Origin of the sequence: Paraburkholderia sp. MM5384-R2 (genome assembly GCF_014201025.1) — a bacterium.
Taxonomy (GTDB): domain Bacteria; phylum Pseudomonadota; class Gammaproteobacteria; order Burkholderiales; family Burkholderiaceae; genus Paraburkholderia; species Paraburkholderia tuberum.
Genome location: NZ_JACHDI010000010.1, coordinates 1 through 23,034, shown reverse-complemented (window position 1 = coordinate 23,034; position 23,034 = coordinate 1). Strand labels below are relative to the sequence as shown.

15 protein-coding genes, 1 pseudogene and 2 riboswitches are annotated in these 23,034 nt (G+C 66.5%); of the genes and pseudogenes, 9 read left to right on the top strand and 7 right to left on the bottom strand.

Annotated features, from left to right (window positions below):
* Positions 1-92 precede the first annotated feature (92 nt).
* The 5 genes from HDG37_RS17595 to HDG37_RS17575 all read left to right on the top strand — a co-directional run bounded on the left by HDG37_RS17595 (position 93) and on the right by HDG37_RS17575 (position 10,020).
* Entirely contained in the window at positions 93-3,605 is a 3,513-nt protein-coding gene (locus HDG37_RS17595) for a DEAD/DEAH box helicase (RefSeq protein WP_184049821.1), read from the top strand.
* Between the two features lie 1,016 nt (positions 3,606-4,621).
* Positions 4,622-5,362: a response regulator transcription factor gene (locus HDG37_RS17590; RefSeq protein ID WP_184049819.1), complete on the top strand. Its 741-nt coding sequence runs from the start codon at positions 4,622-4,624 to the stop codon at positions 5,360-5,362.
* Positions 5,359-6,810: a FecR domain-containing protein gene (locus HDG37_RS17585; RefSeq protein WP_184049818.1), complete on the top strand. Its 1,452-nt coding sequence runs from the start codon at positions 5,359-5,361 to the stop codon at positions 6,808-6,810. The genes HDG37_RS17590 and HDG37_RS17585 overlap by 4 nt, the downstream gene beginning before the upstream one ends.
* A 66-nt stretch (positions 6,811-6,876) precedes the next feature.
* Complete coding sequence (locus HDG37_RS17580) at positions 6,877-9,363, top strand: CHASE2 domain-containing protein (protein WP_184049816.1); 2,487 nt, start codon at positions 6,877-6,879, stop codon at positions 9,361-9,363.
* Between the two features lie 42 nt (positions 9,364-9,405).
* Positions 9,406-10,020 (top strand): DUF4136 domain-containing protein, encoded by a 615-nt coding sequence (locus HDG37_RS17575; protein ID WP_184049814.1) that lies wholly within the window; start codon positions 9,406-9,408, stop codon positions 10,018-10,020.
* A gap of 36 nt (positions 10,021-10,056) precedes the next feature.
* Here HDG37_RS17575 and bluB read toward each other — a convergent pair whose 3' ends face one another.
* From bluB to cobA, 5 genes and pseudogenes are all read right to left on the bottom strand, one after another.
* The gene (gene bluB, locus HDG37_RS17570) at positions 10,057-10,716 is read right to left on the bottom strand and encodes a 5,6-dimethylbenzimidazole synthase (protein WP_184049812.1); all 660 of its coding nucleotides are present in this window, start codon (positions 10,714-10,716) and stop codon (positions 10,057-10,059) included.
* Entirely contained in the window at positions 10,700-12,079 is a 1,380-nt protein-coding gene (locus HDG37_RS17565) for a cobyrinate a,c-diamide synthase (protein WP_260334910.1), read from the bottom strand. Before HDG37_RS17565 ends, bluB begins: the two co-directional genes overlap by 17 nt.
* Positions 12,080-12,082: 3 nt before the next feature.
* Complete coding sequence (gene cobO, locus HDG37_RS17560) at positions 12,083-12,685, bottom strand: cob(I)yrinic acid a,c-diamide adenosyltransferase (RefSeq protein WP_090805916.1); 603 nt, start codon at positions 12,683-12,685, stop codon at positions 12,083-12,085.
* Positions 12,682-13,116: a cobalamin biosynthesis protein gene (locus tag HDG37_RS40045; RefSeq protein ID WP_311541499.1), complete on the bottom strand. Its 435-nt coding sequence runs from the start codon at positions 13,114-13,116 to the stop codon at positions 12,682-12,684. Before HDG37_RS40045 ends, cobO begins: the two co-directional genes overlap by 4 nt.
* Positions 13,117-13,191: 75 nt before the next feature.
* Positions 13,192-13,929: pseudogene (cobA, locus tag HDG37_RS40040) on the bottom strand (uroporphyrinogen-III C-methyltransferase); the annotation flags it as partial.
* A 194-nt stretch (positions 13,930-14,123) separates the two neighbouring features.
* Positions 14,124-14,384: riboswitch (cobalamin riboswitch) on the bottom strand.
* Between the two features lie 80 nt (positions 14,385-14,464).
* Positions 14,465-14,743, top strand: a riboswitch (cobalamin riboswitch).
* 201 nt (positions 14,744-14,944) lie between these two features.
* On the opposite strand from cobA, the gene cobW reads away from it, so the two are divergent.
* The 4 genes from cobW to HDG37_RS17535 are packed head-to-tail and all read left to right on the top strand — an operon-like array spanning position 14,945 to position 21,637.
* A complete protein-coding gene (gene cobW / locus HDG37_RS17550; protein ID WP_311541494.1) occupies positions 14,945-16,036 on the top strand; it encodes a cobalamin biosynthesis protein CobW in 1,092 nt (363 codons plus the stop codon).
* Positions 16,037-16,050: 14 nt separating this feature from the next.
* A complete protein-coding gene (gene cobN / locus HDG37_RS17545; protein ID WP_184049806.1) occupies positions 16,051-19,869 on the top strand; it encodes a cobaltochelatase subunit CobN in 3,819 nt (1,272 codons plus the stop codon).
* Positions 19,866-20,966 (top strand): ATP-binding protein, encoded by a 1,101-nt coding sequence (locus HDG37_RS17540; RefSeq protein WP_184049804.1) that lies wholly within the window; start codon positions 19,866-19,868, stop codon positions 20,964-20,966. The genes cobN and HDG37_RS17540 overlap by 4 nt, the downstream gene beginning before the upstream one ends.
* A gap of 56 nt (positions 20,967-21,022) precedes the next feature.
* Positions 21,023-21,637, top strand: a complete 615-nt coding sequence (locus HDG37_RS17535) for a VWA domain-containing protein (RefSeq protein ID WP_184049802.1) — start codon at positions 21,023-21,025, stop codon at positions 21,635-21,637.
* 67 nt (positions 21,638-21,704) lie between these two features.
* Here HDG37_RS17535 and HDG37_RS17530 read toward each other — a convergent pair whose 3' ends face one another.
* Together HDG37_RS17530 and HDG37_RS38800 are read right to left on the bottom strand one after the other, a co-directional pair.
* The gene (locus HDG37_RS17530) at positions 21,705-22,649 is read right to left on the bottom strand and encodes a flagellar brake protein (protein WP_184049800.1); all 945 of its coding nucleotides are present in this window, start codon (positions 22,647-22,649) and stop codon (positions 21,705-21,707) included.
* A gap of 148 nt (positions 22,650-22,797) precedes the next feature.
* On the bottom strand, positions 22,798-23,034 hold a 237-nt coding region (locus HDG37_RS38800), incomplete at its 5' end, for a hypothetical protein (RefSeq protein WP_221312055.1).

The following is a 23,034-nucleotide window of genomic DNA, read 5'->3' as shown; positions in this document are numbered from 1 at the left end:
CGCAACTGGACAGAATCGGCCGGGCGTCGCGCGGCGCCCCGTCATGGTCCACGCGCGCTTGCCTTCGCCGGTTTGAACAGGAAGGCACGCGGATGTCATCAGTTTTCTTCGATCGGGAAAGGATTGCGGAATGGCTCGGTGAGCGCACCGTCGCCAAGGCGCGCTCGGTGGGCGCGGTCAGCAACGTCAAATGGCAGGGGGACACGCTGTCGGGCGACGTGCAGGGCTCGCAGCCGGGGCCGTACCTGACGCGGGTTCGCTTTCGCACCGATGGCGGGTCGCCGTCGGCCGAAGGCAAATGCACGTGCCCGGTCGGCCGCAATTGCAAGCACGTCGCGGCGCTGCTGCTCGCGGAACTCGACTACCACGACGAGATGGATCACATCACGCAGGTCGAGGACGATAGTGACCCGGCGACGTCGGCGGTGTTCATCGCGCGACGGATTACGGTGCCGGGCGCGCCGCCGGCGCCATCACCGTCTCCATCTCCATCTTCATCTCAAGGTGTGCGACCCGAACTGGTCAGCTGGCTCGAGCGTTTTCGCGCGCGCGCCCGCGCGGCCGACGCCGCCGGAAAAGACGCCGCCCGGAAGCTCGACGCCACGCGCAAAGAAACGCTCGCCTATCGGCTCAACTGGTCGCGTTTTCATATGCGCCACGAAGTCGTGCTGCATCGCGCGCGTTGCGACGCGGACGGCATGATCGTCGAAGTCGGCGACAGTTGGGGCGACGTCGAAGGCGCGCTGCTCAGGCAGCCGCGCTTCGTGTCCGACGAAGACCTGTCGATCCTCCGCGGCCTATGGCTCGGTCGCTCGCGCGAGGACCTGGGCCAGTTCGTGCTGCGTGGCACGAGTGGCGCGGAAACGCTGCAGAAGCTGATCGCGACCGGGCGCCTGTTCTTCGACTTCGGGATCGCGCCGGGCCAGGCCGGACCGACGCCGCTCGCGCGCGCCGCCGACCGCCTCGGGCGCATCGAATGGGAGCCGCTCGCCGACGAGCGCCTGCGTCCGGTACTGCGCACCGAACCGCGCGCGAGCATGGTGCTCCCGACCGAGCCGGTCTGGTACGTGGACGGCGTCGCCAACGAGGCGGGCGTCGTGCCACTGTCGCTGCCGTTCCAGCAACTGCCCGACTACCTCGCGATGCCGCCGATCTCGCTCGCCGAGGCGCCGCTCGTCGCGTCGGTGCTGCGCGAGATCGCGCCCGAGCTGCCGCTGCCGCCGACCCACGACGCGCCCGCGATCCGGGTGATCGACGTCGAACCGGTGCCGGTGCTGACGCTGAACAGCCATGCGCTGCCCGGCGCGGGGAAGGGCATCAAAACGGCGAAAACCGCGAAGGCCGCGAAGGCCGCGGAGCGCAAGTCCGCCGCGGTAGAACTGGCGGCCGCGAGCTTCGACTACGACGGTGTCAGCATCAACGCCGACAGCAGCGTGACGCTGGTGCCGCTGCCGCGCGGCGACGTGATTCACATCCGCCGGCGCTACGACGCCGAGAAAAAGCGTCTGCTGGAATTGCGCAGGACCGGTCTGCAAAAGGTGCCGACGCGCAACCTGCATGCGTCGCGTCTGTTGCCCGACACGATGCTCGGTCTGCCCGACACCGATGCGTGGTCCGAGTTCGTCAACGACGCGGTGCCGGATCTGGTCGCGAAGGGCTGGCGCGTGACGATGGCGCCCGAGTTCCGCTACAACGTGATCGAGATCGACGCGATCGACGGCACCGCGCAGCAGGCCGGCGACGGCTGGTTCGATCTGGAGATGGGCATCCGCGTCGGCGAGCGCAACGTGCGGCTCGAACCGCTGCTGGCCGATCTGTTCCGGCGCGACCGGCGCTGGCTCTCTGGCGCGCTGGAGCGTATTCGAGACGACGAGCCGATCGAGCTGAAGACCGAGGAGAACAAGCGCCTGCGGTTGCGCGCCGATCGTCTGAAGCCGGTGGTGCGCGTGCTGGTCGATCTGTTCGATTCGCTCGGCGGCGCGCTTGCCGAAGGCGCGCCGCTGCGCGTGCCCGCGGTCGATGCGGGTCGCCTCGATGCGCTGCACGACACCGGCCGCTGGCAGTTCAGCGGCGACGATTCGATCCGCGAGCTCGCACGCCGTCTGCAAGCCGGTCCGGGCCTGCGCGAAGTGCCGGTGCCGCGCGGGCTGAAGGCCGAGCTGCGCGGGTACCAGCACCAGGGCCTGAACTGGATGCAGTTCCTGCGCGAACAGGATCTGGCCGGCGTGCTCGCCGACGACATGGGCCTCGGCAAAACCGTGCAGACGCTCGCGCACGTTCTCGCCGAGAAGGAAGCGGGGCGGCTCACGCATCCCGCGCTGATCGTCGTGCCGACCACGCTCGTGCACAACTGGCGCGAGGAAGCGCGCCGCTTTGCGCCGGAGCTGAAAGTGCTGGTGCTGAACGGGCCGCAGAGAAAGGAGCGTTTCGAGCAGATCGGCGAAGCCGAGCTGATCCTGACCACTTATGCGCTGTTGTGGCGCGATCAGAAGGTGCTCGCCGAGCACGACTATCATCTGCTGATTCTCGATGAGGCGCAGTACGTGAAGAACGCGACCACCAAAGCCGCCCAGGCGATTCGCGGCTTGCGGGCGCGGCATCGGCTGTGCCTGACGGGCACGCCGCTCGAGAATCATCTCGGCGAGCTGTGGTCGCAATTCGATTTTCTGCTGCCGGGCTTTCTCGGCAGCCAGAAGGACTTCACGCGACGCTGGCGCAATCCGATCGAAAAGAACGGCGACGACGTGCGCCGCGCGTTGCTCGCGCGCCGCATCCGGCCGTTCATGCTGCGCCGTCGCAAGGACGAGGTCGCGAAGGAGCTGCCGCCGAAGACGACGATCGTGTGTCCGGTCGATCTCGAAGGCGCGCAGCGCGACCTGTACGAAACCGTGCGCACCGCGATGCAGCACAAGGTGCGCGCGGCGGTCAGCGCGCAGGGGCTCGCGCGCAGCCACATCATCGTGCTCGATGCGTTGCTGAAGCTGCGCCAGGTGTGCTGCGATCCGCGGCTCGTGCGCACCGCCAGCGGTATCGCGGACGGCGCTGCCACGGGCGGCGGCGAGCGCACGATGCGCTCGGCCAAGCTCGAACTGCTGCTGTCGATGCTGCCCGAACTGATCGAGGAGGGACGCCGCGTGCTGCTGTTCTCGCAGTTCACCGGCATGCTCGCGTTGATCGCCGAGGCGCTCGACGAAGCCGCGATCCCGTACGTCATGCTGACGGGCGACACGGCCGATCGCGTGAGCCCGGTCGAGCGGTTCCAGCAGGGCGAGGTGCCGCTGTTCCTGATCAGCCTGAAGGCCGGCGGCGTGGGGCTGAACCTGACCGCCGCCGACACGGTGATCCACTACGACCCGTGGTGGAACCCGGCCGCCGAGAACCAGGCGACCGACCGCGCGCATCGGCTGGGACAGGACAAGCCGGTATTCGTGTACAAGTTGATCGCGGCCGGCAGCATCGAGGAAAAGATCGTCGCGTTGCAGGAGCACAAGGCCGTGCTCGCCGACAGCATTCTCGCGGAAGATGCGGCCGGGGCCGCAAAGTTCTCGGACGACGATCTCGACGCGCTGTTCGCGCCTATGCCGGACATCGAAGGCGCGCGTTGAACGCGTGGGCAAGCGACCGAACGAGGCAACGCAGACGGGCCACGCAGACACGCAAGGGGGGAAATCTGACGCGCCGCGGCAACGCCAATGGGGGCCACACTGTAACAAAGCGTCTGTGTATGTAAATTACCGTCGATGGGGACTTCAACTCATACCAATTTCGAACTCGCGCTGTGTAAGACTTGCGCGTCGCGCGCGCTGGTGCGGCGCGTAATAACTACTTCGCCAACGGTTACAAAGGAAGTTCTTTCATCTTGAGCATGGCTTTTTCCCGGGCTAACTTGACGTTACTCGTGCGGTTAGACCCCGGCGAGCGTGTGTAGTGTTTGTTGGCGGCGTTGCTTCGACAGGGGCAGCGCCGCATTTTTTTGCCGGCGGCCCTAACGCTGCGCATCACCCGCTGACGGTCCGTCTCGCGGCGCGTCATCGCGTCGGCCAACAATGTGAAGCAGTCGAATGCCTTATGCAAAACGAGGGCTTTGAGTCGCTCTCCCGACCACGCCGACTGCCTCGAATGACAACTCGACCGGGACAAATCTAACAATGTTTAAACGATTTCTTTTGAGATTATTCTTATACTGAACACGCAATTGTTAAATAAGAGTACCTGAAAGGAATCTTAAAGCCGATAAGCGAGCGTGGTCAAACAGCCGCTCCAGCAAGGATCTTCCGTCCGCAGTGCCACTTCCTTCCGGCGCCGGCTAGTGGTGGCAGACCAGAAAAACCTGAAAAGCGCGTCAGCCGTTTCTGATTAGGGTTTTTCGCGACGGATTGCCGGTACACGGCAAACGGGAAGATAGAAGGTTTTCGATTATCATGATCTGCCCTGCATAATCGCTATGGAAATTACATTTATGCGCTGATTTCCGCTTCATGAAAGCAGCGTCATCGCGGGGTACGGCGAGGGACCATTAATCAGAAAGTAACAGCCGGAATTTTTTGCGAAGCCGGATCGGCGGTGCTGCACCGTCATCCCGGCCGTCAGCCATGAAGGCGCTGTTGCGTTGTGGGGTGTTATGAGAATTGCAGTCCTCGATGATGATTCGGCTCAGGCCGACCTTGTATGTCAAACGCTGTCCGCCGCTGGACACGTCTGTCACGCGTATGGCGCAGGGGCCGAACTCGTGCGCCAGTTGCGTCGTCAGACGTTCGATCTGCTCGTGCTCGACTGGAACGTTCCCGACATGTCCGGCGAAGAAGTGCTTCGCTGGGTGCGCGAAAGCCTGTCCGAGCGCCTGCCGGTGCTGTTCATGACGAGCCGCGGCCGCGAAACCGACATCACTTCGATTCTGAATACCGGTGCCGACGACTATCTCGTCAAGCCCGTGTCGGGCGCCGTGCTGCTCGCGCGGGTTGGTTCCCTGCTGCGGCGCGCGTATTACCTGAAGCCGCCGGCAACGAGGGAAGTATTCGGCGACTTCGAGTTCGACCTGAGCGTCAAGCACGTCGTGGTCCGCGGCACCCCGGTCTCCGTCACGCAGAAAGAGTTCGAACTCGCGCTGCTGCTGTTCCAGCATATGAGCCGGCCGTTGTCGCGCGCACACATTCTCGACGTGATCTGGAAGCAGGCCACGGACATCCCGTCGCGCACGATGGACACTCATGTGTCGATGTTGCGCAGCAAGCTCGGTCTGCGCCCCGAGCACGGTTATCGGCTCACGCCGATCTACGGCTATGGCTACCGCCTCGAGCAGATCGAAACCGGCACACCACCGGCCGCCGACGACGAACCCACTGAAGAAGCGGGGGAAGCGTGACGGTCTGCGTGGATGGGGCGGCATCGGGCAGCGCCGCCATGCCCGGCCGCCGCGCCGCCGCGTGGCTTGCCGCGGCCTGTCTGATGGCAACGGGCGCGACCGGCTGGAGCGCGCTCGCGCACGCGCAGCCCGCGCGCGGCAAGACCGGAGCGAAGGCGTCGCCGGTCTACGCTTCGTACACGACGCACGAGGGCGACACGCTGTATGACATCGCCGCCCGCTACATGGCCGATCCGACCGACTGGGCGCTGTTGAGCAGCCTCAATCACGTGCCCGCGCCGCGCCGCATGGCGGCCGGCATCGTGCTGCGTTTGCCGTCCCGAAGGCTGCGCCAGGATCGGGACACGGCTCGCGTGATCGCGACCAGCGGTCCGGTCGAGCACGCGTTCGACTCGAGCCCCTATCTGCCGCTGAAAACCGGTGAAACGCTTGCCGAGGGCGATCGCTTGCGTACCGGCGCGAACGGGTTCGCGACGCTCGAGCTGCCCGGCGGCTCATACGTGACGGTCGCGCAGAACGGCGAACTCAATATCGAGAGACTGCGGCACGTCACGCTGACCGGCGTCGTCGATCGCATCTTTGAGCTGCGCGCCGGCGAGGTCGAGAGCCAGGTCACGCATGCGAAGCGACCCGATGATCGCTTCCAGATCCGTTCGCCTTCGGTGGTCGCCGGAGTGCGCGGCACGCGTTTCCGCGTCGATTACGACGGCGATACGCAAACCACCGCGGTGGCGGTGCTCGACGGCGCGGTCGGCGTCGATCCGGCCACGCAGCATGGCCAGAGCGCCGCGCCGGCGCCAGGCAGGCCGTTGCAGGCGTCCGAGCAGCTGGTCGAGGCAAGCTTCGGCAACGTCACGCACTCGGGCGGCGCGGTCGGCAGTCCGGTCCAGCTGTTGCCCGCACCCGCGCTCGCGCGGCCGGCGCGCGTGCAGGACGGCAAGAGCGTCGCGTTCGACATCAACCCGGCCGAGCACGCGGTCGGCTATCGGCTGCAGATTTCGCACGACGCCGATCAACTGGACCTGGTGCGAGATCTGCGGGTGAGCGCGCCGCATGCCGACTTCGGCGATCTGCCCGACGGCACGTACTTCGTGCGCGTCGCGTCGATCGATAGCAACGGTCTCGACGGCCTGCCGAACGTGTACGCGTTCGAGCGCCGCCAGCTGGGGCTGGACGCTTCGGCCGCGCAGCGCGCGGGTAGCCGCGACTACGAGTTCCGCTGGTTCGTCAGCCACAGCGACGTGCCGACCCGTTTCCGCTTCCTGCTCGCGAAAACGGCCGAACTGAGCCATCCGATAATCGATCGCCCCGATCTGCCGAGCGGCGAACTCGTGATCAGCGATCTGCCTCCGGGCGTCTACTACTGGACGATCGTCGCCGAGCAGTTCGACAACGGCCGCTTCTACGAAAAGAGCAGTCCGGTCCACTCCTTTACGCTTGCGCGCTGACGCTGGTAGATTCTCGGGGCCGGCCTGCTGGCCGGTCCGTCCTCCCGTTCCCGACTACATCGTCCCTTGCCCGCCACTTCTACGCGATTGAGCCTCGATCCGCGCGCCCGTCTCGGCCGGCGCGCCGGCCGGCGCTTTCTGATCGAGTGGGTCAGCGTTGGCTGTCTCGGCTTCGTGGTGATCTTGCTGACGTCGTTCGGGCGCGTCGGCGCCGGCATCGATCTGCTGGTGTACGACCAGTTTCTGAAGCTGCGCGAGCAGCCGCTGCTGTCCGACATCGTCGTCGTCGAGATCGACAACGCGAGCATCGACGCACTCGGCCGCTGGCCGTGGCCGCGCAGCGTGCACGCGCGGCTGCTCGAGCAGATCGCCGCGGCCAAACCTGCCGCGGTGATCTACGACGTACTGTTCACCGAACCCAATGTCGACGACGCCCAGCTCGCCCGCGCAATTGCGCTGAGCCCGACCTATCTGCCCGTGCTGCTGACGCCGCCCGAGGCGAGCGGCAAGCGCACCGTCGATGAACCCGTCGCGCCGCTCGCGCAGGCTGCTGCCGGGCTTGGTCACATCAATTTCGAAGTGGACCGCGACGGCATCGTGCGCAGCGTCGCGCGCTTCCAGGGCGACGAGCGCTCGCGCTGGCCGCAACTGATGGTGCTCGTCGCCGACGCGGTCGAACACGGCAAGCTGCATCTGCGCGGCGGCCTGCCGCCGCGCTCCTCGAACGAGCCCGCACGCGGCAGCGACGACGGCGGCGAAGAGCGCTTCCTGATTCCGTTCGGCCCGAACGCCGCGAACTACCCAAAGCTCAGTTTCGCCGACGTGCTCGCCGGCAAGGTGCCGGCCGATCAGTTGCGCGGGCGCATCGTCGTGATCGGCGTGACGGCGTCGGGTCTGTACGACCGCTTCGCGACACCGGTATCGGGCGAGCTCGGACCGCTGCCCGGCGTCTACATCCACACGAACGTGCTCGACACGCTGCTGAGCGGCCGCGAGATCCAGCCGGTCGCGCTGTGGGTCGTGTTCGCGGCGGCGCTCGGGCCGCTCGCCGCGCTGCTCGCCGGCTTCCTCGTGCTGTCGCCGCGCCGCTCGTTGTTGCTGACCGGCGCGCTGGTGCTGTTCGCCGCGACCGGCAGCGCGCTGCTGCTGTACGGCGGCAGGCTGTGGATCTCGCCGGTGCCGGCGATCCTCGGCGTCGTGATCGTCTATCCGATCTGGAACTGGCGACGCCTCGAAATGACGATGGCGTATCTGCGCGGCGAACTGCAGCGTCTCGCCGACGAGCCGCATCTGCTGCCCGAGACGCCGAAGCGCCGCCGCGAGTTCGGCGGCGACGTGCTCGCGCAGCACATGGCGCTGATGGCTCAGGCCGCGCAACGGGTGCAGGACATGAAGCGCTTCGTGTGGGACAGCCTCGATAGCGTGCCGGAGCCGATTCTCGTCAGCGACGTGGCCGGCGTCGTGCTGATCGCGAATCACGCGGCGAAAGCGCATTTCGCTCGGCTAGGCGCGCCGATGCCCGAAGGCCAGCCGATGCAGAGCGTGCTCGGCGGTCTCACGCTCGTGAAGACGATCGACACCGGCGCGGCCACGGACAACGAGCGCAATCTGTCCGCGCGCGCGCACTGGCCGGCGCTCCTCGATCCGACGCGCGGCGAGTTCGCGGCGCTGATGGCGCAGGGCGTCGAGGTGCGCGACGCAAACGAGCGCGACCATCTGCTGCGCTATGCGACCTGCACCAACGCGCGGGGCGAGACGACCGGCTGGATCGCCGGTCTCGTCGACGTGTCGGCGCTCCATGCGGCCGAGCGTCAGCGCGAAGACGCGCTGCGGCTGCTGTCGCACGACATGCGCTCGCCGCAGGCGTCGATCATTGCGCTGGTCGAGATCGAGCGCGCGCGGACCGAGCCTGCGCTCGCGCGCAGCGTGCTGGAGCGCATCGAACGCTACGCGCAACGCGCGCTCACGCTTGCCGACGACTTCGTGCAACTGGCGCGCGCCGAATCGCAGGCCTATGTGCTCGAGCCGCTGAGTCTGACCGAACTCGTCATCGATGCGAGCGACGAGGTCTGGCCGCAGGCGCATGCGAAGCGCATCGCGCTGCATACGGAATCCGGCGAGGACGCCGACGACGATCCCTGGATCTGCGCCGACCGCTCGCTGATGACACGCGCGCTCGTCAATATCCTGAACAATGCGGTCAAGTACAGTCCGCCCGACACGCGCATCGTGTGCAGCTTCGCTGGCCAGCCGGCGGCAAAGCGCGCGGGCAGCGAGGCGCCGCGCGTGTCGTGCACGATTCGCGACCAGGGCTATGGCATTCCTGAGGAGCAGCAAGCGGGATTGTTCGAGCGCTTTCGCCGTTTTCACGAGGCGGAGCGGCCGGAAGTGGGCGGCGCGGGACTCGGCATGGCGTTCGTCAAAACCGTCGTCACGCGCCACGGTGGCAGCGTCGAAGTCGTCAGCGCGCCCGGCGAGGGGACGGCCTTCACGATCTGGCTGCCCGCGCTCGACGACGCACCCCTCGACGAATCGATCGCACCGCGCGTCTGATGCGCCTTTGATGTATTCGATGTACTAGAGAGAAAACAAACAATGGCAAAGATCGCTCACCTCTGTGCCGCGCTGGCCGCGTCGAGCCTCACCGCTTGCGCGGGCCTGAGCGCCGACGTGCACACCGTCTCCGCTAACGGCGCCGACCGCGCCGTTGCGCTGCAAGGCGAGCAGACCTATTCGCTCGCGCGCACGCAGCCGCAGGACGACAGCGCCGATCATCCGCAAGTCGAAAAGCTGTTGCGCGGCGAGTTGGCGAAACACGGGTTCGTCGATACGGCGGGCAAGCCCGCGCATTATCTGCTGTCGATGGCGTATAGCACGCGGCCGGCGTCGATCGGCATCGGCGGTGAGGATTGCGCGCCCGCCGATTGCGGCGCGGGCAGCGACGGTCCAGGCGCGCTGTTGTTTGGGCGCAAGTATCAGCACGCGCTGACGCTGCGCTTTTTCGACTACGCGAGCGGCACCGAGCGCTACAAGGTTGGCGCGGTGTTCATGGATCGCGACGCGGACCCGCTGCATGCACTGCCGTTGCTCGTGAAAACCGCGCTCGCGAAGCTGCCGTTCGATGCACCGGCCGACTGGCGTGTGAAGCTCAGCATCGACAAGACGAGCGGTGGGGCGAACGTCGACTCGATGGAGCCGTTGCAGCGTTAAAACGCAGCCTCGGGTCGCCGGGGCCGCGAGTATCAGTTATTCCTGCGCCGGCTCGTCTCGCGGCCAGCGGTTTTCGAACACGCAATCGGCGAGCGGCAGGCGGCTCGCCCAGCGCTGCGTTTCGAGCATCGGCTCGGTATAGAACGCAGCGACGTGGCCGAGGCACAGAATCGCGACCGGCCGCGCGCCTTCCGGCATCGCCAGTAGCTGGTGCACCGCGCCGACATCGAATAGCGACACCCAACCAAGCCCGAGTCCTTCCGCGCGCGCGGCGAGCCACATGTTCTGGATCGCGCACGCGACCGACGCGAGATCCATCTCCGGCAGCGTGCGGCGGCCGAAGACGTGTCGCTCGCGCCCGTCCATCAACGCGATCACCAGCAGCTCCGCGCATTCGCGCATGCCTTCCACCTTCAGCTTCATGAACTCGTCGCGACGCTTGCCGAGTGCATCGGCGGTGGCGAGCCGTTCGCGCTCGACGATGTCGCGCAAGCCCGTGCGCAGCGCCGCGTCGGTGATGCGCACGATGCGCCACGGCTGCATGTAGCCGACGCTCGGCGCGTGATGCGCCGCGTCGAGCAGACGCCGCAGCACCGCCGGATCGACCGGATCGGGCACGAAGTGGCGCATGTCGCGGCGTTCGTAAATCGCGCGGTAGACCGCATCGCGCTCGGAGTCGTCAAAAGGCTTCGCCATGAAAGAGGGCGGCCGTGAAAGCCGGGTTGGAGGGCCAGTAAGCGTGCATATAGGTTGCCACAATCGGGCCCACGCGGAACACCGCTTCGCCGGGCGTGTCGCTGTGCGCGCGCGTGGCGAAGCGCTGCGGCGCGAGCGGCGTCGCGAGCTTCGAGTAGTGAAACGTGTGACCGGTCAGCGTGCCGTGGACGCCATCGATCTGCTGCATGCCGAGCGACGTGAAGCGCGTTTGCATCGTCGCGTGACCGGGCAGCAGGCCCAGCATCGCCTTGCTAGTGCCTTGCGCGTCGGTCAGCGTGTCGAGCAGATAGAGCATGCCGCCGCACTCGGCGACCACCGGGTTGTCCGCCTCGACGTGCGCGCGGATCGATGCCGCGCTGGTCGCGTTGCCCGCGAGCGTCGCCAGATGCAGCTCGGGATAGCCGCCCGGCAGATAGAGCGCGTGCGTGCCGGCGGGCAACGCTTCGTCGGCAAGCGGGGAGAAATAGCTGAGCCGCGCGCCGAGCGCTTCGAGCAGCGCGACGTTGGCCGGATAGATGAACGAGAACGCGGCGTCGCGCGCGATCGCGATGTGCTTGCCTTCGAGCAGACGCGGCAGCACTTCGGGCGAGGGCACGCCGAAATCGACCGGCGCCGGCAGTTCGGCGAGCGCGGTCGACGCGAGCGTATCCGCCGCGCGTTCGAGGCGCGCTTCGAGATCGTCGATTTCATCGGCCTGGTGTAGGCCGAGGTGGCGGTCGGGCAGCGCGATCTCGTCGCTCGCGGCGAGGTGGCCGCACGAGCGCAACTCGGGCGGCAGTGCTTCCTGCAGCATCTGCGCGTGCCGAGCGGAGCCGACGCGATTCGCGAACACGCCGTGGAACGGCAGTTGCGGTCTGAAGCGCGCAAGGCCGAACGCGACCGCGCCGAAGGTCTGCGCCATCGCCTGCGCGGAAATCACCGCGAGCACCGGCACGCCGAACGTGGTCGCCAGATCGGCGCTGCTCGGCGTGCCGTCGAACAGGCCCATCACCCCTTCGATCAGGATCAGATCGGCTTCTTGCGCCGCCCGCGCGAGCAGGTTGCGGCATGCGCTTTCGCCGACCATCCACAGATCGAGCGACAGCACCGGCGCTCCGCTCGCGCGCGCGAGGATCATCGGATCGAGAAAATCCGGCCCGGTCTTGAACACGCGCACGCGACGTCCGAGCCGCCGGTGATAGCGCGCGAGACCGGCGGTGATCGTGGTTTTGCCTTGTCCCGACGCGGGCGCGCTGATGAACAGCGCGGGGCACGCCCCGAAGGAAGTCCCCTGGGGGGACGCCCCGAAGGAAGTCCGCTTGGGGGGCGCCCCGGACCAAGCCCCGTTGCGGGTTGCCGACATCGCTCAGAACTCCACGCCGCGCTGCGCCTTCACACCTTGCTCGCGATACGGATGCTTGATCGCGCGCATTTCGGTGACGAGGTCGGCGGCTTCGATCAGCGCGTCCGGCGCATGGCGTCCGGTCACGACGACGTGCAACATCGGCGCACGCGCGTTGATCACCGCGAGCACTTCGTCGAGCGGCAGGTATTCGTACTTCAGCACGGTGTTCAGCTCGTCGAGGATCACCATCTGGTAGTCGCCGCTTTCGATCATCCGCCGCGCTTCGTTCCAGCCTTTGCGCGCAGTCGCCATGTCGGCCTCGCGGTTCTGCGTGTTCCACGTGTAGCCGTCGCCCATCGTGACGAAATCGCATTGCGCGATCGCGCCGAGGAAATCGCGCTCCGACGTATGCAGCGCGCCCTTGATGAACTGCACGACGCCGAGCCGCATGCCGTGGCCGAGCACCCGCACGGCCATGCCGAACGCGGCCGTGCTCTTGCCCTTGCCGGTGCCGGTGTTGACGATCAGCAGGCCTTTTTCGACGGTCGCGCCGGCCTGCTTCTTTTCGTGGCCTTCGCGGCGGCGTTCGGTCATGCGTTGATGCGATTCCGGATCGGTTTTCATCGAGGGTCCTGGTTTTGAGGGGCGGGATGGGATGGGGGCGCGTCGCTAAGGGCAGCATTGTTCGCCGCTGCGATTGCCACCGTGATGCCAGCGTGCGCGGTCTTGCGTACGATCAGACGCGCGTTTTGCGCGGTTGTGGTGGAGTCCGGCGCCGTTGCCGCCAGCAGCGCGCACGGCTCGCACACACCATCGACGCCGAGCTGCGCGTGTGCCGCCGCCGACGGCGACGCGACCGGTACCGCGGCGATCTGCTCGCGGCTGAACAGTTGCAGCGGCAGCTGATGACGTGAGCAGAATTCGAGCAGACCGGCTTCGTTGGCTTTGGTGTCGATCGTCGCGATCGCGCGGATCTGCTCGAAGGTATTCGATCCGAGCGCTGTGCGGACGGCGGCTTCGATCTCAGCGGCTTCGCTGTGCAAGCGGCAACCGATGCCGACGCTCAGCGTTTTGATCGCGCGTCCGAGTCCGTGTCGTGTCGCGCTCGCTGCCAGTTCGTGAGCAACGCCGGCGTCGCGTTTGGCCGCATCACGCGCCAGTGCGAGCGACGCCACACCGCCGATCACGACGATCGCCGGCGAGCCGAGCCCCGCGCGCGCCACCGCCTCGGCGAACTCGCGAAGCGGCGCGAGCACATGACGCTGCTCAGGCCGCGTCGCCGACTCGATCGCCGCGCACGGCGTGTCGGCGGACATGCCGGCCGCGAGCAATGCGCGGGCGATCTCGCCGAGCCGGTGCATGCCCATGTAGATCACCAGCGTCATGCGCGTCGCGGCGAGCGCGGCCCAGTCCGGCTCGCCACTGCCGGCGCCGTGGCCGGTGACGAACACGACGCCCTGCGCGTGATCACGATGCGTGACCGCGATACCGAGCGCCGCGGGCGCCGCGATGCCGGCCGTGATGCCGTTGATCACGTCGACTTCGATACCCGCGGCCTGCAGCGCCTGCAACTCTTCGCCGCCGCGGCCGAACACGAACGGATCGCCGCCCTTGAGCCGCGCGACGCTGCGCCCCGCGCGCAGATGCCCGAGCATTTGCGCGACGATGTCGGCTTGCGGCGTCGACGGATGGCCGCCGCGCTTGCCGACGTACACGACTTGCGCGTCGGTGCGCGCGAACTGCAGCACGTCGGGATTCACCAGATCGTCGACGAGCACGACATCGGCCTGCGCGAGCGCACGGGTGGCCTTCAGCGTGATCAGTTCGACGTCGCCGGGACCGGCGCCGATCAGCCAGGCGCGCGTCATCGCGGCGTGCATGGCGCGCGCCATGCGGTGATGGAAGAACAGAAGCGGCGTGCGACAGCGCGCGCGGCGATGAATATAGAGGTCATGCGGAACTGCGAATCCGGGCACGCGCGATGCCGCGCTGCTACGCCTTCACATCCGTTCCCCGCGGATTCCGGCGGCCGGCGGCGCCACGTGATGCACGGATGCAATGCGGCACCGCCTCCGCGTCTGGCCGGTATCCGGGCTGGCGGCCTCATGCGCTTCGCCTTCCCGTCCCGGTTTGTGGATTCGCGGGACAGTGGCATCAAAAAACGCATGCGCGGCACGTCGGAATCGAAGGCGAATCGAATCGCGCGCCGCAGGTCGCTTACCGTTGCGGGGACAGCACAGGTTGAACGCGCGAGGCGCTGCCTGTTTCCCGTTTAACTGCACACGCGAGCGCATGTGCGGGCACCAAACGCGCGCATACGATAGCACATGGCGCCTTGCCGGATAAGCCTCGGCGGCGCTTTCCGGCTCGCTGCGTTGCTTGACTGCGCAAGGCCGCGGGCCTACACTCGCACGCACTTTGGGTGCCCGCGTGCGCGCTCGTGCGCATGCAGTTAAACGGGAAACAGGGAGCCACCTGCTCTGGAGCGGCTAACCTGTGCTGTCCCCGCAACGGTAAGCGAAAAGCGGTTCCGGCTTGATAGCCGGGCACCGCAGTGCCGGCTTCGATGTCCTCGCGCAAGCTCGCGTGGACATTTCACCACTGGACGAGAAACCACTCGGCCGGGAAGGGGAAGCGGCGCTTTCGCCAGCCCGGATACCGGCCCAACGAAACAGAACGACCGCCGCGGGGAGGCGGCGGCGCGTTCATGACCTCAGTTCCGCTTTCTGTATTTCCGTTGTCGCGGCCATGCCGTCGTTCGTCCCCGTGTCTGGTGATCGCTGGTACTGCTGCGCGTGCTTCATTCGCTCCATTCGCCAGCCGACGCGGACCCACGCGCGGACTTTCCGGCATACCGATCAACACCAAGGGATGGACCTCACGATGCAAACTCAATTGCGCAAGATCCCCGTCACGATCGTCACGGGCTTTCTCGGCAGCGGCAAAACCACGCTGCTGCGGCACATTCTTCAGCATGCGGGCGGCAAGCGCATCGCGGTGATCGTCAACGAGTTCGGCGAGCTCGGCATCGACGGCGAAATCCTCAAGGGCTGCGGCATCGGTTGCGATGAAAGCGGCGTCGAGACCGAAGGGCAATTGTATGAACTCGCGAACGGTTGTTTGTGCTGCACCGTGCAGGAAGAATTTTTCCCGGTGATGGAAAAGCTCGCGGAGCGCCGCGATGAACTCGATCACGTGCTGATCGAAACGTCGGGGCTCGCGTTGCCGAAGCCGCTCGTGCAGGCGTTCAACTGGCCGCAGATCCGCAATGGCTTCACGGTCGACGCGGTGGTGACGGTGGTGGACGGCCCGGCCGCCGCGAGCGGCCAGTTCGCCGATAACCCGCTCGCCGTCGATGCGCAGCGCAAGGCCGATCCGAATCTCGATCACGAGTCGCCGCTGCATGAGCTGTTCGAAGACCAGTTGTCGGCGGCCGATCTGGTGATTCTGAACAAGACCGATCTGATCGACGACGCGCGGCAGCATGAGGTCGAAGCCGCGATCCGCGCGGAGATTCCGCCGCAGGTGAAGATCGTGCGCGCGCAGCAGGGGCGGCTCGACCTGCATACGCTGCTGGGCCTCGAAGCGGCGTCGGAAGAGACGATCCACCTGCGTCATGACCACCACGGTTCCGCCGACGACCCCGATCATCACCACGATGAATTCGATTCGGTCGTCGTGCAGGCCTCGGTACCGTCGCGCGACGCGGCGCTCGCCGCCTTGCAGGCGCTCGTCGAAACCCACACGATTTACCGTGTCAAAGGCTTCGCGGCACTGCAGGGCGCGGCGATGCGTCTCGTGATCCAGGGCGTGGGCCGGCGCTTCGACAGCTACTTCGACCGGCGCTGGCAAGCGGGTGAAAATGGCGACGGCGCGTTGAGCCGTTTCGTGCTGATCGGCGCAGACCTCGACCAGCACGCGCTGCAACAGGCGTTCGACGCGGCGCTCGGCGCGACGTCGAACGCGACGGCATAAACGGGCGCACCAGCATGCATCTGCTGCGCACGACGCCGGGCGGCTTCGTCGACGATACGCAGGGCGTGATCCGCATCGATCAGCAGCCCGCCGAGATCGTCGTGCTCAGTTCCGCCGACACCACGCTGTCGCTGCTCGCGAGCGTGGTGCCGCGTCTCGGCGACGGCTTTCCGAGCGTGCGGCTCGCGAACGTCACGTATCTGCGTCAGCCTGCCTCGGTCGATTTCTATCTGGACGACGTGTTGCAGCAAGCGCGCGTGGTCGTCGTCGATCATCTCGGCGGCGAAACGTATTGGCCGTACGGCATCGAGCAGGTGGTCGCGCTCGCGCAGCGCAAACAGCAAACACTCGCGATGTTTTCCGGCGATCTGCAGGAAGACCCGAACCTGCTCGCGCGCAGCACCGCGAGCGCCGAGTTGTGTCAGCAGCTGTGGCGCTATCTGCGCGAGGGCGGTCCGCAGAACGCCGAGGCGTTTTTGCGCTGCGTCGCGTATCGCGCGCTCGACTGGGGGCGCGAACCCGATCCGCCGCGCGCGTTGCCGGCCGCGTCGCTGTATCACCCCGAGCGCGATACCCCCATCGTCGCCGACTGGCAGGCGCGTTGGCGGCAAGACGCGCCGGTCGTCGCGATTCTGTTCTACAAGGCGCATCTGCAGGCCGCCAATACCGCGGTGTTCGATGCGCTGATCGACGCGCTCGAAGCGCAAGGGCTCAATCCGCTGCCGCTCGCGATCACGTCGCTGAAGGATGCGGTGAGCCGCGATGTCGTGCAGTCGCTGTGCGCGCAACATGGCGTCGCGCTCGTGCTGAACACGACCGCGTTCGCCGCTTCCGCGATCGACGACCCCGAACCGCTCGCGCTCGCCGGCGACGCGCCGGTGTTCCAGGTAATCCTGAGCGGCGGCAATCGCGAAGACTGGCTGAAGGACAACCACGGCCTCAATTCGCGCGACATCGCGATGCATATCGCGCTGCCCGAAGTGGACGGGCGCATCATCACGCGCGCGATCAGCTTCAAGGGGCTCGCGTATCGCTGTGCGCATACGCAGGTCGACGTGGTCCGCTATCAGCCCGACCTCGAACGGGTGCGCTTTCTCGCCGAGCTGAGCCGGCGCTGGTGCCGTTTGCGTTCGCTCGATAACGCCGACAAGAAAGTCGCGTTGATTCTCGCCAACTATCCGATCAGCGAAGGGCGCATCGGCAATGGCGTCGGGCTCGATACGCCGGCGTCGGTGGTCGGCATTCTGTCGATGCTGCGCGATGAAGATTATCGGGTCGGCGAACTACCCGAAAACGGCGACGCGTTGTTGAACAGGCTGACCGAAGGCGTGACCAACGATCCGGTCGTACGCGATCTGCGTCCGGCCCTGCAAAGCCTCGCACTCGACGACTATCTCGCGCATTTCAACGCGTTGCCGGCGAGCGTGCGCGACGCGTTGAACGCTCGCTGGGGCATGCCCGAGCAGGACCCCACGCTACGGCGCGGCCGCTTCATGATCGCCGGCTGGCGCTGCGGCCAGGTGTTCGTCGGCATTCAGCCTGCGCGTTCGCGCGAGCACGGCGACTACGCGAGCTATCACGATGCCGAACTCGTACCGCCGCACGCATACCTCGCGTTCTATTTCTGGCTGCGCCATCAGTTCGGCATCGACGCGCTCGTGCACGTCGGCAAGCACGGCAACCTGGAATGGCTGCCGGGCAAAAGCGTCGCCTTGAGCGACGCGTGCTGGCCCGATCTGATTCTCGGACCGATGCCGCATCTGTATCCGTTCATCGTCAACGATCCGGGCGAGGGCAGCCAGGCGAAGCGGCGCGCGCAGGCGGTGATCATCGATCATCTGATGCCGCCGCTTACACGCGCCGAAAACTATGGGCCGCTGCAGGACCTCGAACGCCAGGTCGACGAATACTACGAAGCATTGATGGTCGATTCGCGTCGCGCGAAGCTCTTGCGTCGCACGATTCTGACGACGATCGTCGAGCATCGGTTGCACGAAGAGCTGAGTCTCGCGGCGCCAAACCGACAGGACGATGAAGACGCGCTGCTCACACGCGTCGATGCGTGGCTGTGCGAGCTGAAGGAAGCGCAGATTCGCGATGGCCTGCATACGTTCGGGCAGTCGCCGCGCGGCGTGCAGCGGCGCGACACGCTGCTCGCGCTCGGGCGCTTTCCGGTCGGCGATGGGCAGGGCGGCAAGGCGGGGCTCGTCGACGCGCTGGCGCGCGATCTGCGCATCGATCATCGGTTCGACCCGTTGACGGTGGATTGGGCCGCCGCATGGGACGGCCCGCGACCCGATGTATTGCAGCGGGTCAGCGATGCGCCGTGGCGACATTACGGCGATACGCGCGAGCGGTTGGAATTGCTGGCGGGCGAGCTGTTGCGCGGCGTCTGCGGTGTCGATTGCGATGACGCGGATCGTTCGCAGGCCGTCCCCGTAGCCGACGAAAGTCTGCCGCAAGCGGCACAGGTGATCGGACGTCTGCGCGACGACGTGCTGCCGCGTCTCGACGCCTGCGGCCCGCAGGAAATGACGCAGCTAAAGCGCGGCCTCGAAGGACGTTTCGTGCCGCCAGGTCCAAGCGGTTCGCCGTCGCGCGGTCGGCCCGACGTGCTGCCCACCGGCCGCAACTTCTATTCGGTCGACACGCGCGCGGTGCCGACGCAAGCCGCGTGGGCACTCGGCCTGAAATCGGCGCAGCAACTGATCGAGCGGCATCTGCAGGAGCACGGCGATTATCCCCGCGCGATCGGCCTGTCGGTCTGGGGCACCGCGACGATGCGCACCGGCGGCGACGATATCGCGCAGGCGCTCGCGCTGCTCGGCGTGCGGCCGAAATGGGCGCCGGGCAGCCACCGTGTGACGGACTTCGAGATCATGCCGATCGACGCGTTCGATCGGCCGCGTATCGACGTCACGTTGCGCGTATCCGGTTTCTTTCGCGATGCGTTCGCGAACGTGATGCATCTGTTCGATGCGGCCGTGCAAGCGGTGGCCGAACTCGACGAGCCCGCGGAGCTGAATCCGATTCGCGCGCGCGTGCAGCGCGAACGCGATGCGTTGATCGCGCGCGGCATGGACCCGGTCGAAGCGCGCAAGCGCGCCGGCTGGCGCGTGTTCAGCGCGCGGCCGGGCACGTACGGCGCGGGTCTGCAGCAGATGATCGACTCGCGCCAATGGCAGACCGACGCCGATCTCGCGAATGCGTATCAGGCATGGGGCGGATATGCGTACGCGCAGAAGAGCGCGGGCGAGCAAGCGCATCAAGCGTTTGGCACGCGCCTCGCAGCGATGGACCTCGTGCTGCAGAACCAGGACAACCGCGAGCACGACGTGCTCGATTCGAACGACTACTACCAGTTTCAGGGCGGCATGGTCGCGGCGGTGCGGCATCTGGCAGGTCGGCAGCCGCGCGTCTATCACGCGGATCACAGCAATCCGGCCGCGCCGCGCGTGCGGACGTTGCAGGAGGAGATCGCGCGCGTGATCCGCTCGCGCGTGGTCAATCCGAAATGGCTCGACGGCGTGAAGCGCCACGGCTACAAGGGCGCGGCCGAGATCGCCGCGACCGTCGATTATCTGTATGGCTACGACGCGACCGCGCGCGTGATCGCGGATCATCAATACGCGCTCGTCGCCGATGCTTATCTGAATGACGCCGATACGCGCGCGTTCATGCAACGGCACAATCCGCATGCGCTGCATTCGATCTGCGAGCGTTTGCTCGAGGCGATGCAGCGGGGGCTGTGGCAGCAGCCGGGTGACTATCGCGCGCAGGTGGAAACGCATCTGCTTGCGAGCGAACAGCAGATCGAAGGAAGACAAACATGAATGGAGCGATGCGAGGAGCGGACGACGCAGGTAGCTCCGCCTGTGTATCGGGTATGGCGGCGCGGCCCGTTTTTCCGTTTGCGGCGCTGATCGGCCAGGCCTCGTTGCAGCAGGCGCTGGTGCTCGCGGCGATCGACCCGGGTTTGGGCGGCGTATTGATCAGCGGACCGCGTGGCACTGCGAAGTCGACTGCCGCGCGCGCGCTCGCCGAACTGCTGCCGGAGGGAGAGCTCGTGAATCTGCCGCTTGGCGCGAGCGAGGATCGTCTGATCGGCACGCTCGATATCGAAAGCGTGTTGCGCGACGGCTCGGTGCGCTTCTCGCCGGGGCTGCTCGCGAAGGCGCATCGCGGCGTGCTGTACGTCGACGAAGTCAATCTGCTGCCCGATGCGCTCGTCGATGCGTTGCTCGATGCGGCGGCGAGCGGCGTGAATACCGTCGAACGCGATGGCGTGTCGCATAGTCATGACGCGAGCTTCGTGCTGATCGGCACGATGAATCCCGAAGAGGGCGAGTTGCGGCCGCAATTGATCGACCGCTTCGGTCTGATGGTGGAGTTGCAGAACGCGTTCGAGCCGCAGGTGCGGCAGGCGATCGTCAAAGCGCGGTTCGCGTTCGATCTCGATCCCGCTGGGTTTCGTACCGTTTACGCGGAGCAGCAGGCTTCATACGCGCAGCGAATTCGCTCGGCGCGCGCGGCGCTGCCGCTGCTGTCGTTCGATGACGCCGTCCATGCGCGCGTGAGCGCGCTATGCATCGACGCGGCCGTCGACGGTTTGCGCGCCGACCTCGTGATGCTGCGCGCGGCGCGCGCGCTGGCCGCATTCGAACGGGCAGGTGCGGTGACGGTGCGGCATGTGGAGCGCGTTGCCGATCCGGTGCTGCTTCATCGGCGGCGTCAGCATGATTCGCAACATGCGAATCAGCACCGGCCAGAACGCGAGGCGCCGGCACGGGACGTCGCTGAGGGTGCGTCTGGCGATCCGGCTGCATCCACGACACCTTCCGCCGACTCCGACTGGGGCTACCTGCCGCCCGAGCCGGCGGCGGCTTTGCCTGTCAAAGGCGTCATTGCGCTCGACGCAAAAAAACGCTGAGCCATCGGAAAGGCGCCGCCGCTGACTCGCGCAGCGGTTTTCGATGGCGACGAGGCGTGGGGGCGGATTCGCGCGAGACGTCGCGCGGCGAACCGGGCAGGCGCATTGCATGGCCACCGACGCTCGCCGCGATGCGCGAGCACACGCTGCGTCGTGAGCATCTGCGCTTCGTACGGGAAGTGCCGCGTGGCGGTGTGCTGCATTGTTTCGTGCTCGATTGCTCCGGGTCGATGCTGGCGGGCCAACGCCTCGCGTTGGCGAAGGGTCTACTGACTGCCTTGTTCGACCGTGCGAGTGCGATGCGCGCCGAGGCTGCGCTGATCTGCTTCGGCGGTACGGGAGCGGATGTGCGCTTCGGCCCCGCCGTGCCGCGCTGGTGGAACGAGCGATGGCTCGCGCCCGTGGGCGGAGGCGGCGGTTCGCCGCTCGCGTCGGGCGTGCGCAGCGCCGCGCAACTGCTCGAACGCTGCGCGCGGCGACGGCCGGCCCAGCAGCGCTGGTTATGGATTCTGACCGACGGCCGCACGAGCGACGAACCCGCGCGGCCGGCCGACGTCGATGAAGTCGTGTTCGTCGATTTCGAGCGTGGTGCGATACGGCTTGGTCGTTGCGAGGTGCTCGCCAATGCCTGGGGAGCGCGGCGGTTGACGCCGGAAGAGTTGCTCGGCTGATCGATGTGTGCGCAGCGAGGTCGACGCTGCTGTGTCCGCACGCGCGTTGCTTTTGTGGCCGTACCGCTTATTTCAGTCCGTTGGACCAGTGCTGCACGTCCTCCTGACGATCGAACACGAACACCTTCATCGCCATCTGTTGAACGGAATCGAGTTGATCCAGTTCGAGCCCATGCATGGACGGCTCGCCAGGCGCTTTGCCCTTCTGAACGTTGCGGATCACCGCCGTCGTCTCGATCTGTGAATCGTATTCGGCCGACTTCAGCCGGAACGCGATGCGCAGCCGCTCGCCGACTTCGCCCAGTGTCCATGACGCACTCAACGACATGCCGAGCGCGCTGATGCCCTTGGCGAGTCCAAGGCCTTCGTAAGTGTCACCGCTCCCGCCGATGCCAAACCGCACGGGCAGGTGCGCATGGACGCGGATCGATTTGCGTTCACGGAGCCGGCGGACCACGCCGGGCCTCGACAACACGGCATAGTCGAACGGCACGCGGCAGACCGCTTCGACCGTGCAGACGAAACGGAACACGGCCTGACTCGCGATCGCGACGACCTCGACGTTCTCGCCGGGCGTGAGCGGCAGCGGTTGGCCCTGCTGCATCGGCGGCGTGACGAACAGCGCATGATTCGGCGCGAAACCGATGATGCGGCAAGGTTGCATCGGCGCGCCGCTGCCGAGTTGCGAACGCATGCCGATCAATGCGCCGATCTCGAGGTGCATGTCCTTCAGCGTCAACTCACCGGCGTGGTCAGGCTGGGCGGTTGGCGCCGGCGGTTGTTGTGCGCCGAGGTCGAACAGGTCGCCGCGTTGCGGGCGGAAGTGTTGAAACAGAAAGGCGCGCTCGTCGGTGGTCGCGAGCGTCGTCGCGCGTGCGAAGAGCAGCGTGCCGTCGGAATCGACGATCGGCCATGGGAGCGGCGTGCCTACCGGCACCGTATCAGGCTCGAGCATCGGGGATGCCGCGGCGGGCTGGGTGTCCTCGACGTGTGCGTCGACGGGATTGTCCATAGTCGGCAGCTAATTTAAGTGGCGGGATGATCTGATTGACGGCGGGGAAGGGTAGAACTTTAATTTGGGGAGCGGTGGTGAGTTCGAGCCGTGCTCGGACTACTTTGTTTTGTCGGTATTAGGACTTCGGCGGGGTTGAATCGGATGGCTAACTATTTTCGCTGATTTTTTGGTCTGGACAGAGTTGACTCTTTTGAGGGCTGGCGGCAATGCGATGGAGATGGCAGTCTTTGCTCCCAAAAGAAATTCGCAGAAGGGTATTGACGTGTTGTCGACCGCTCTCCATAATCTCGCTTCTCTGCTGCAGACGCAGCGACGCAAACGAAGCAGTGCCGGGTAGTGGTGGTTCAGGCGCGGCGGGTTTGGCGGACCGATCTTTAAAAAC

Excerpts from the sequence above, each read along its gene's own strand:
- HDG37_RS17565 (WP_260334910.1), bottom strand. The coding sequence starts at position 12,079 with ATGTCGGCAACCCGCAACGGGGCTTGGTCCGGGGCGCCCCCCAAGCGG.
- bluB (WP_184049812.1), bottom strand. The coding sequence starts at position 10,716 with ATGGCGAAGCCTTTTGACGACTCCGAGCGCGATGCGGTCTACCGCGCG.
- cobO (WP_090805916.1), bottom strand. The coding sequence starts at position 12,685 with ATGAAAACCGATCCGGAATCGCATCAACGCATGACCGAACGCCGCCGC.
- HDG37_RS17575 (WP_184049814.1), top strand. The coding sequence starts at position 9,406 with ATGGCAAAGATCGCTCACCTCTGTGCCGCGCTGGCCGCGTCGAGCCTC.
- cobN (WP_184049806.1), top strand. The coding sequence starts at position 16,051 with ATGCATCTGCTGCGCACGACGCCGGGCGGCTTCGTCGACGATACGCAG.
- HDG37_RS17540 (WP_184049804.1), top strand. The coding sequence starts at position 19,866 with ATGAATGGAGCGATGCGAGGAGCGGACGACGCAGGTAGCTCCGCCTGT.
- HDG37_RS17530 (WP_184049800.1), bottom strand. The coding sequence starts at position 22,649 with ATGGACAATCCCGTCGACGCACACGTCGAGGACACCCAGCCCGCCGCG.
- cobW (WP_311541494.1), top strand. The coding sequence starts at position 14,945 with ATGCAAACTCAATTGCGCAAGATCCCCGTCACGATCGTCACGGGCTTT.
- HDG37_RS17595 (WP_184049821.1), top strand. The coding sequence starts at position 93 with ATGTCATCAGTTTTCTTCGATCGGGAAAGGATTGCGGAATGGCTCGGT.
- HDG37_RS17590 (WP_184049819.1), top strand. The coding sequence starts at position 4,622 with ATGAGAATTGCAGTCCTCGATGATGATTCGGCTCAGGCCGACCTTGTA.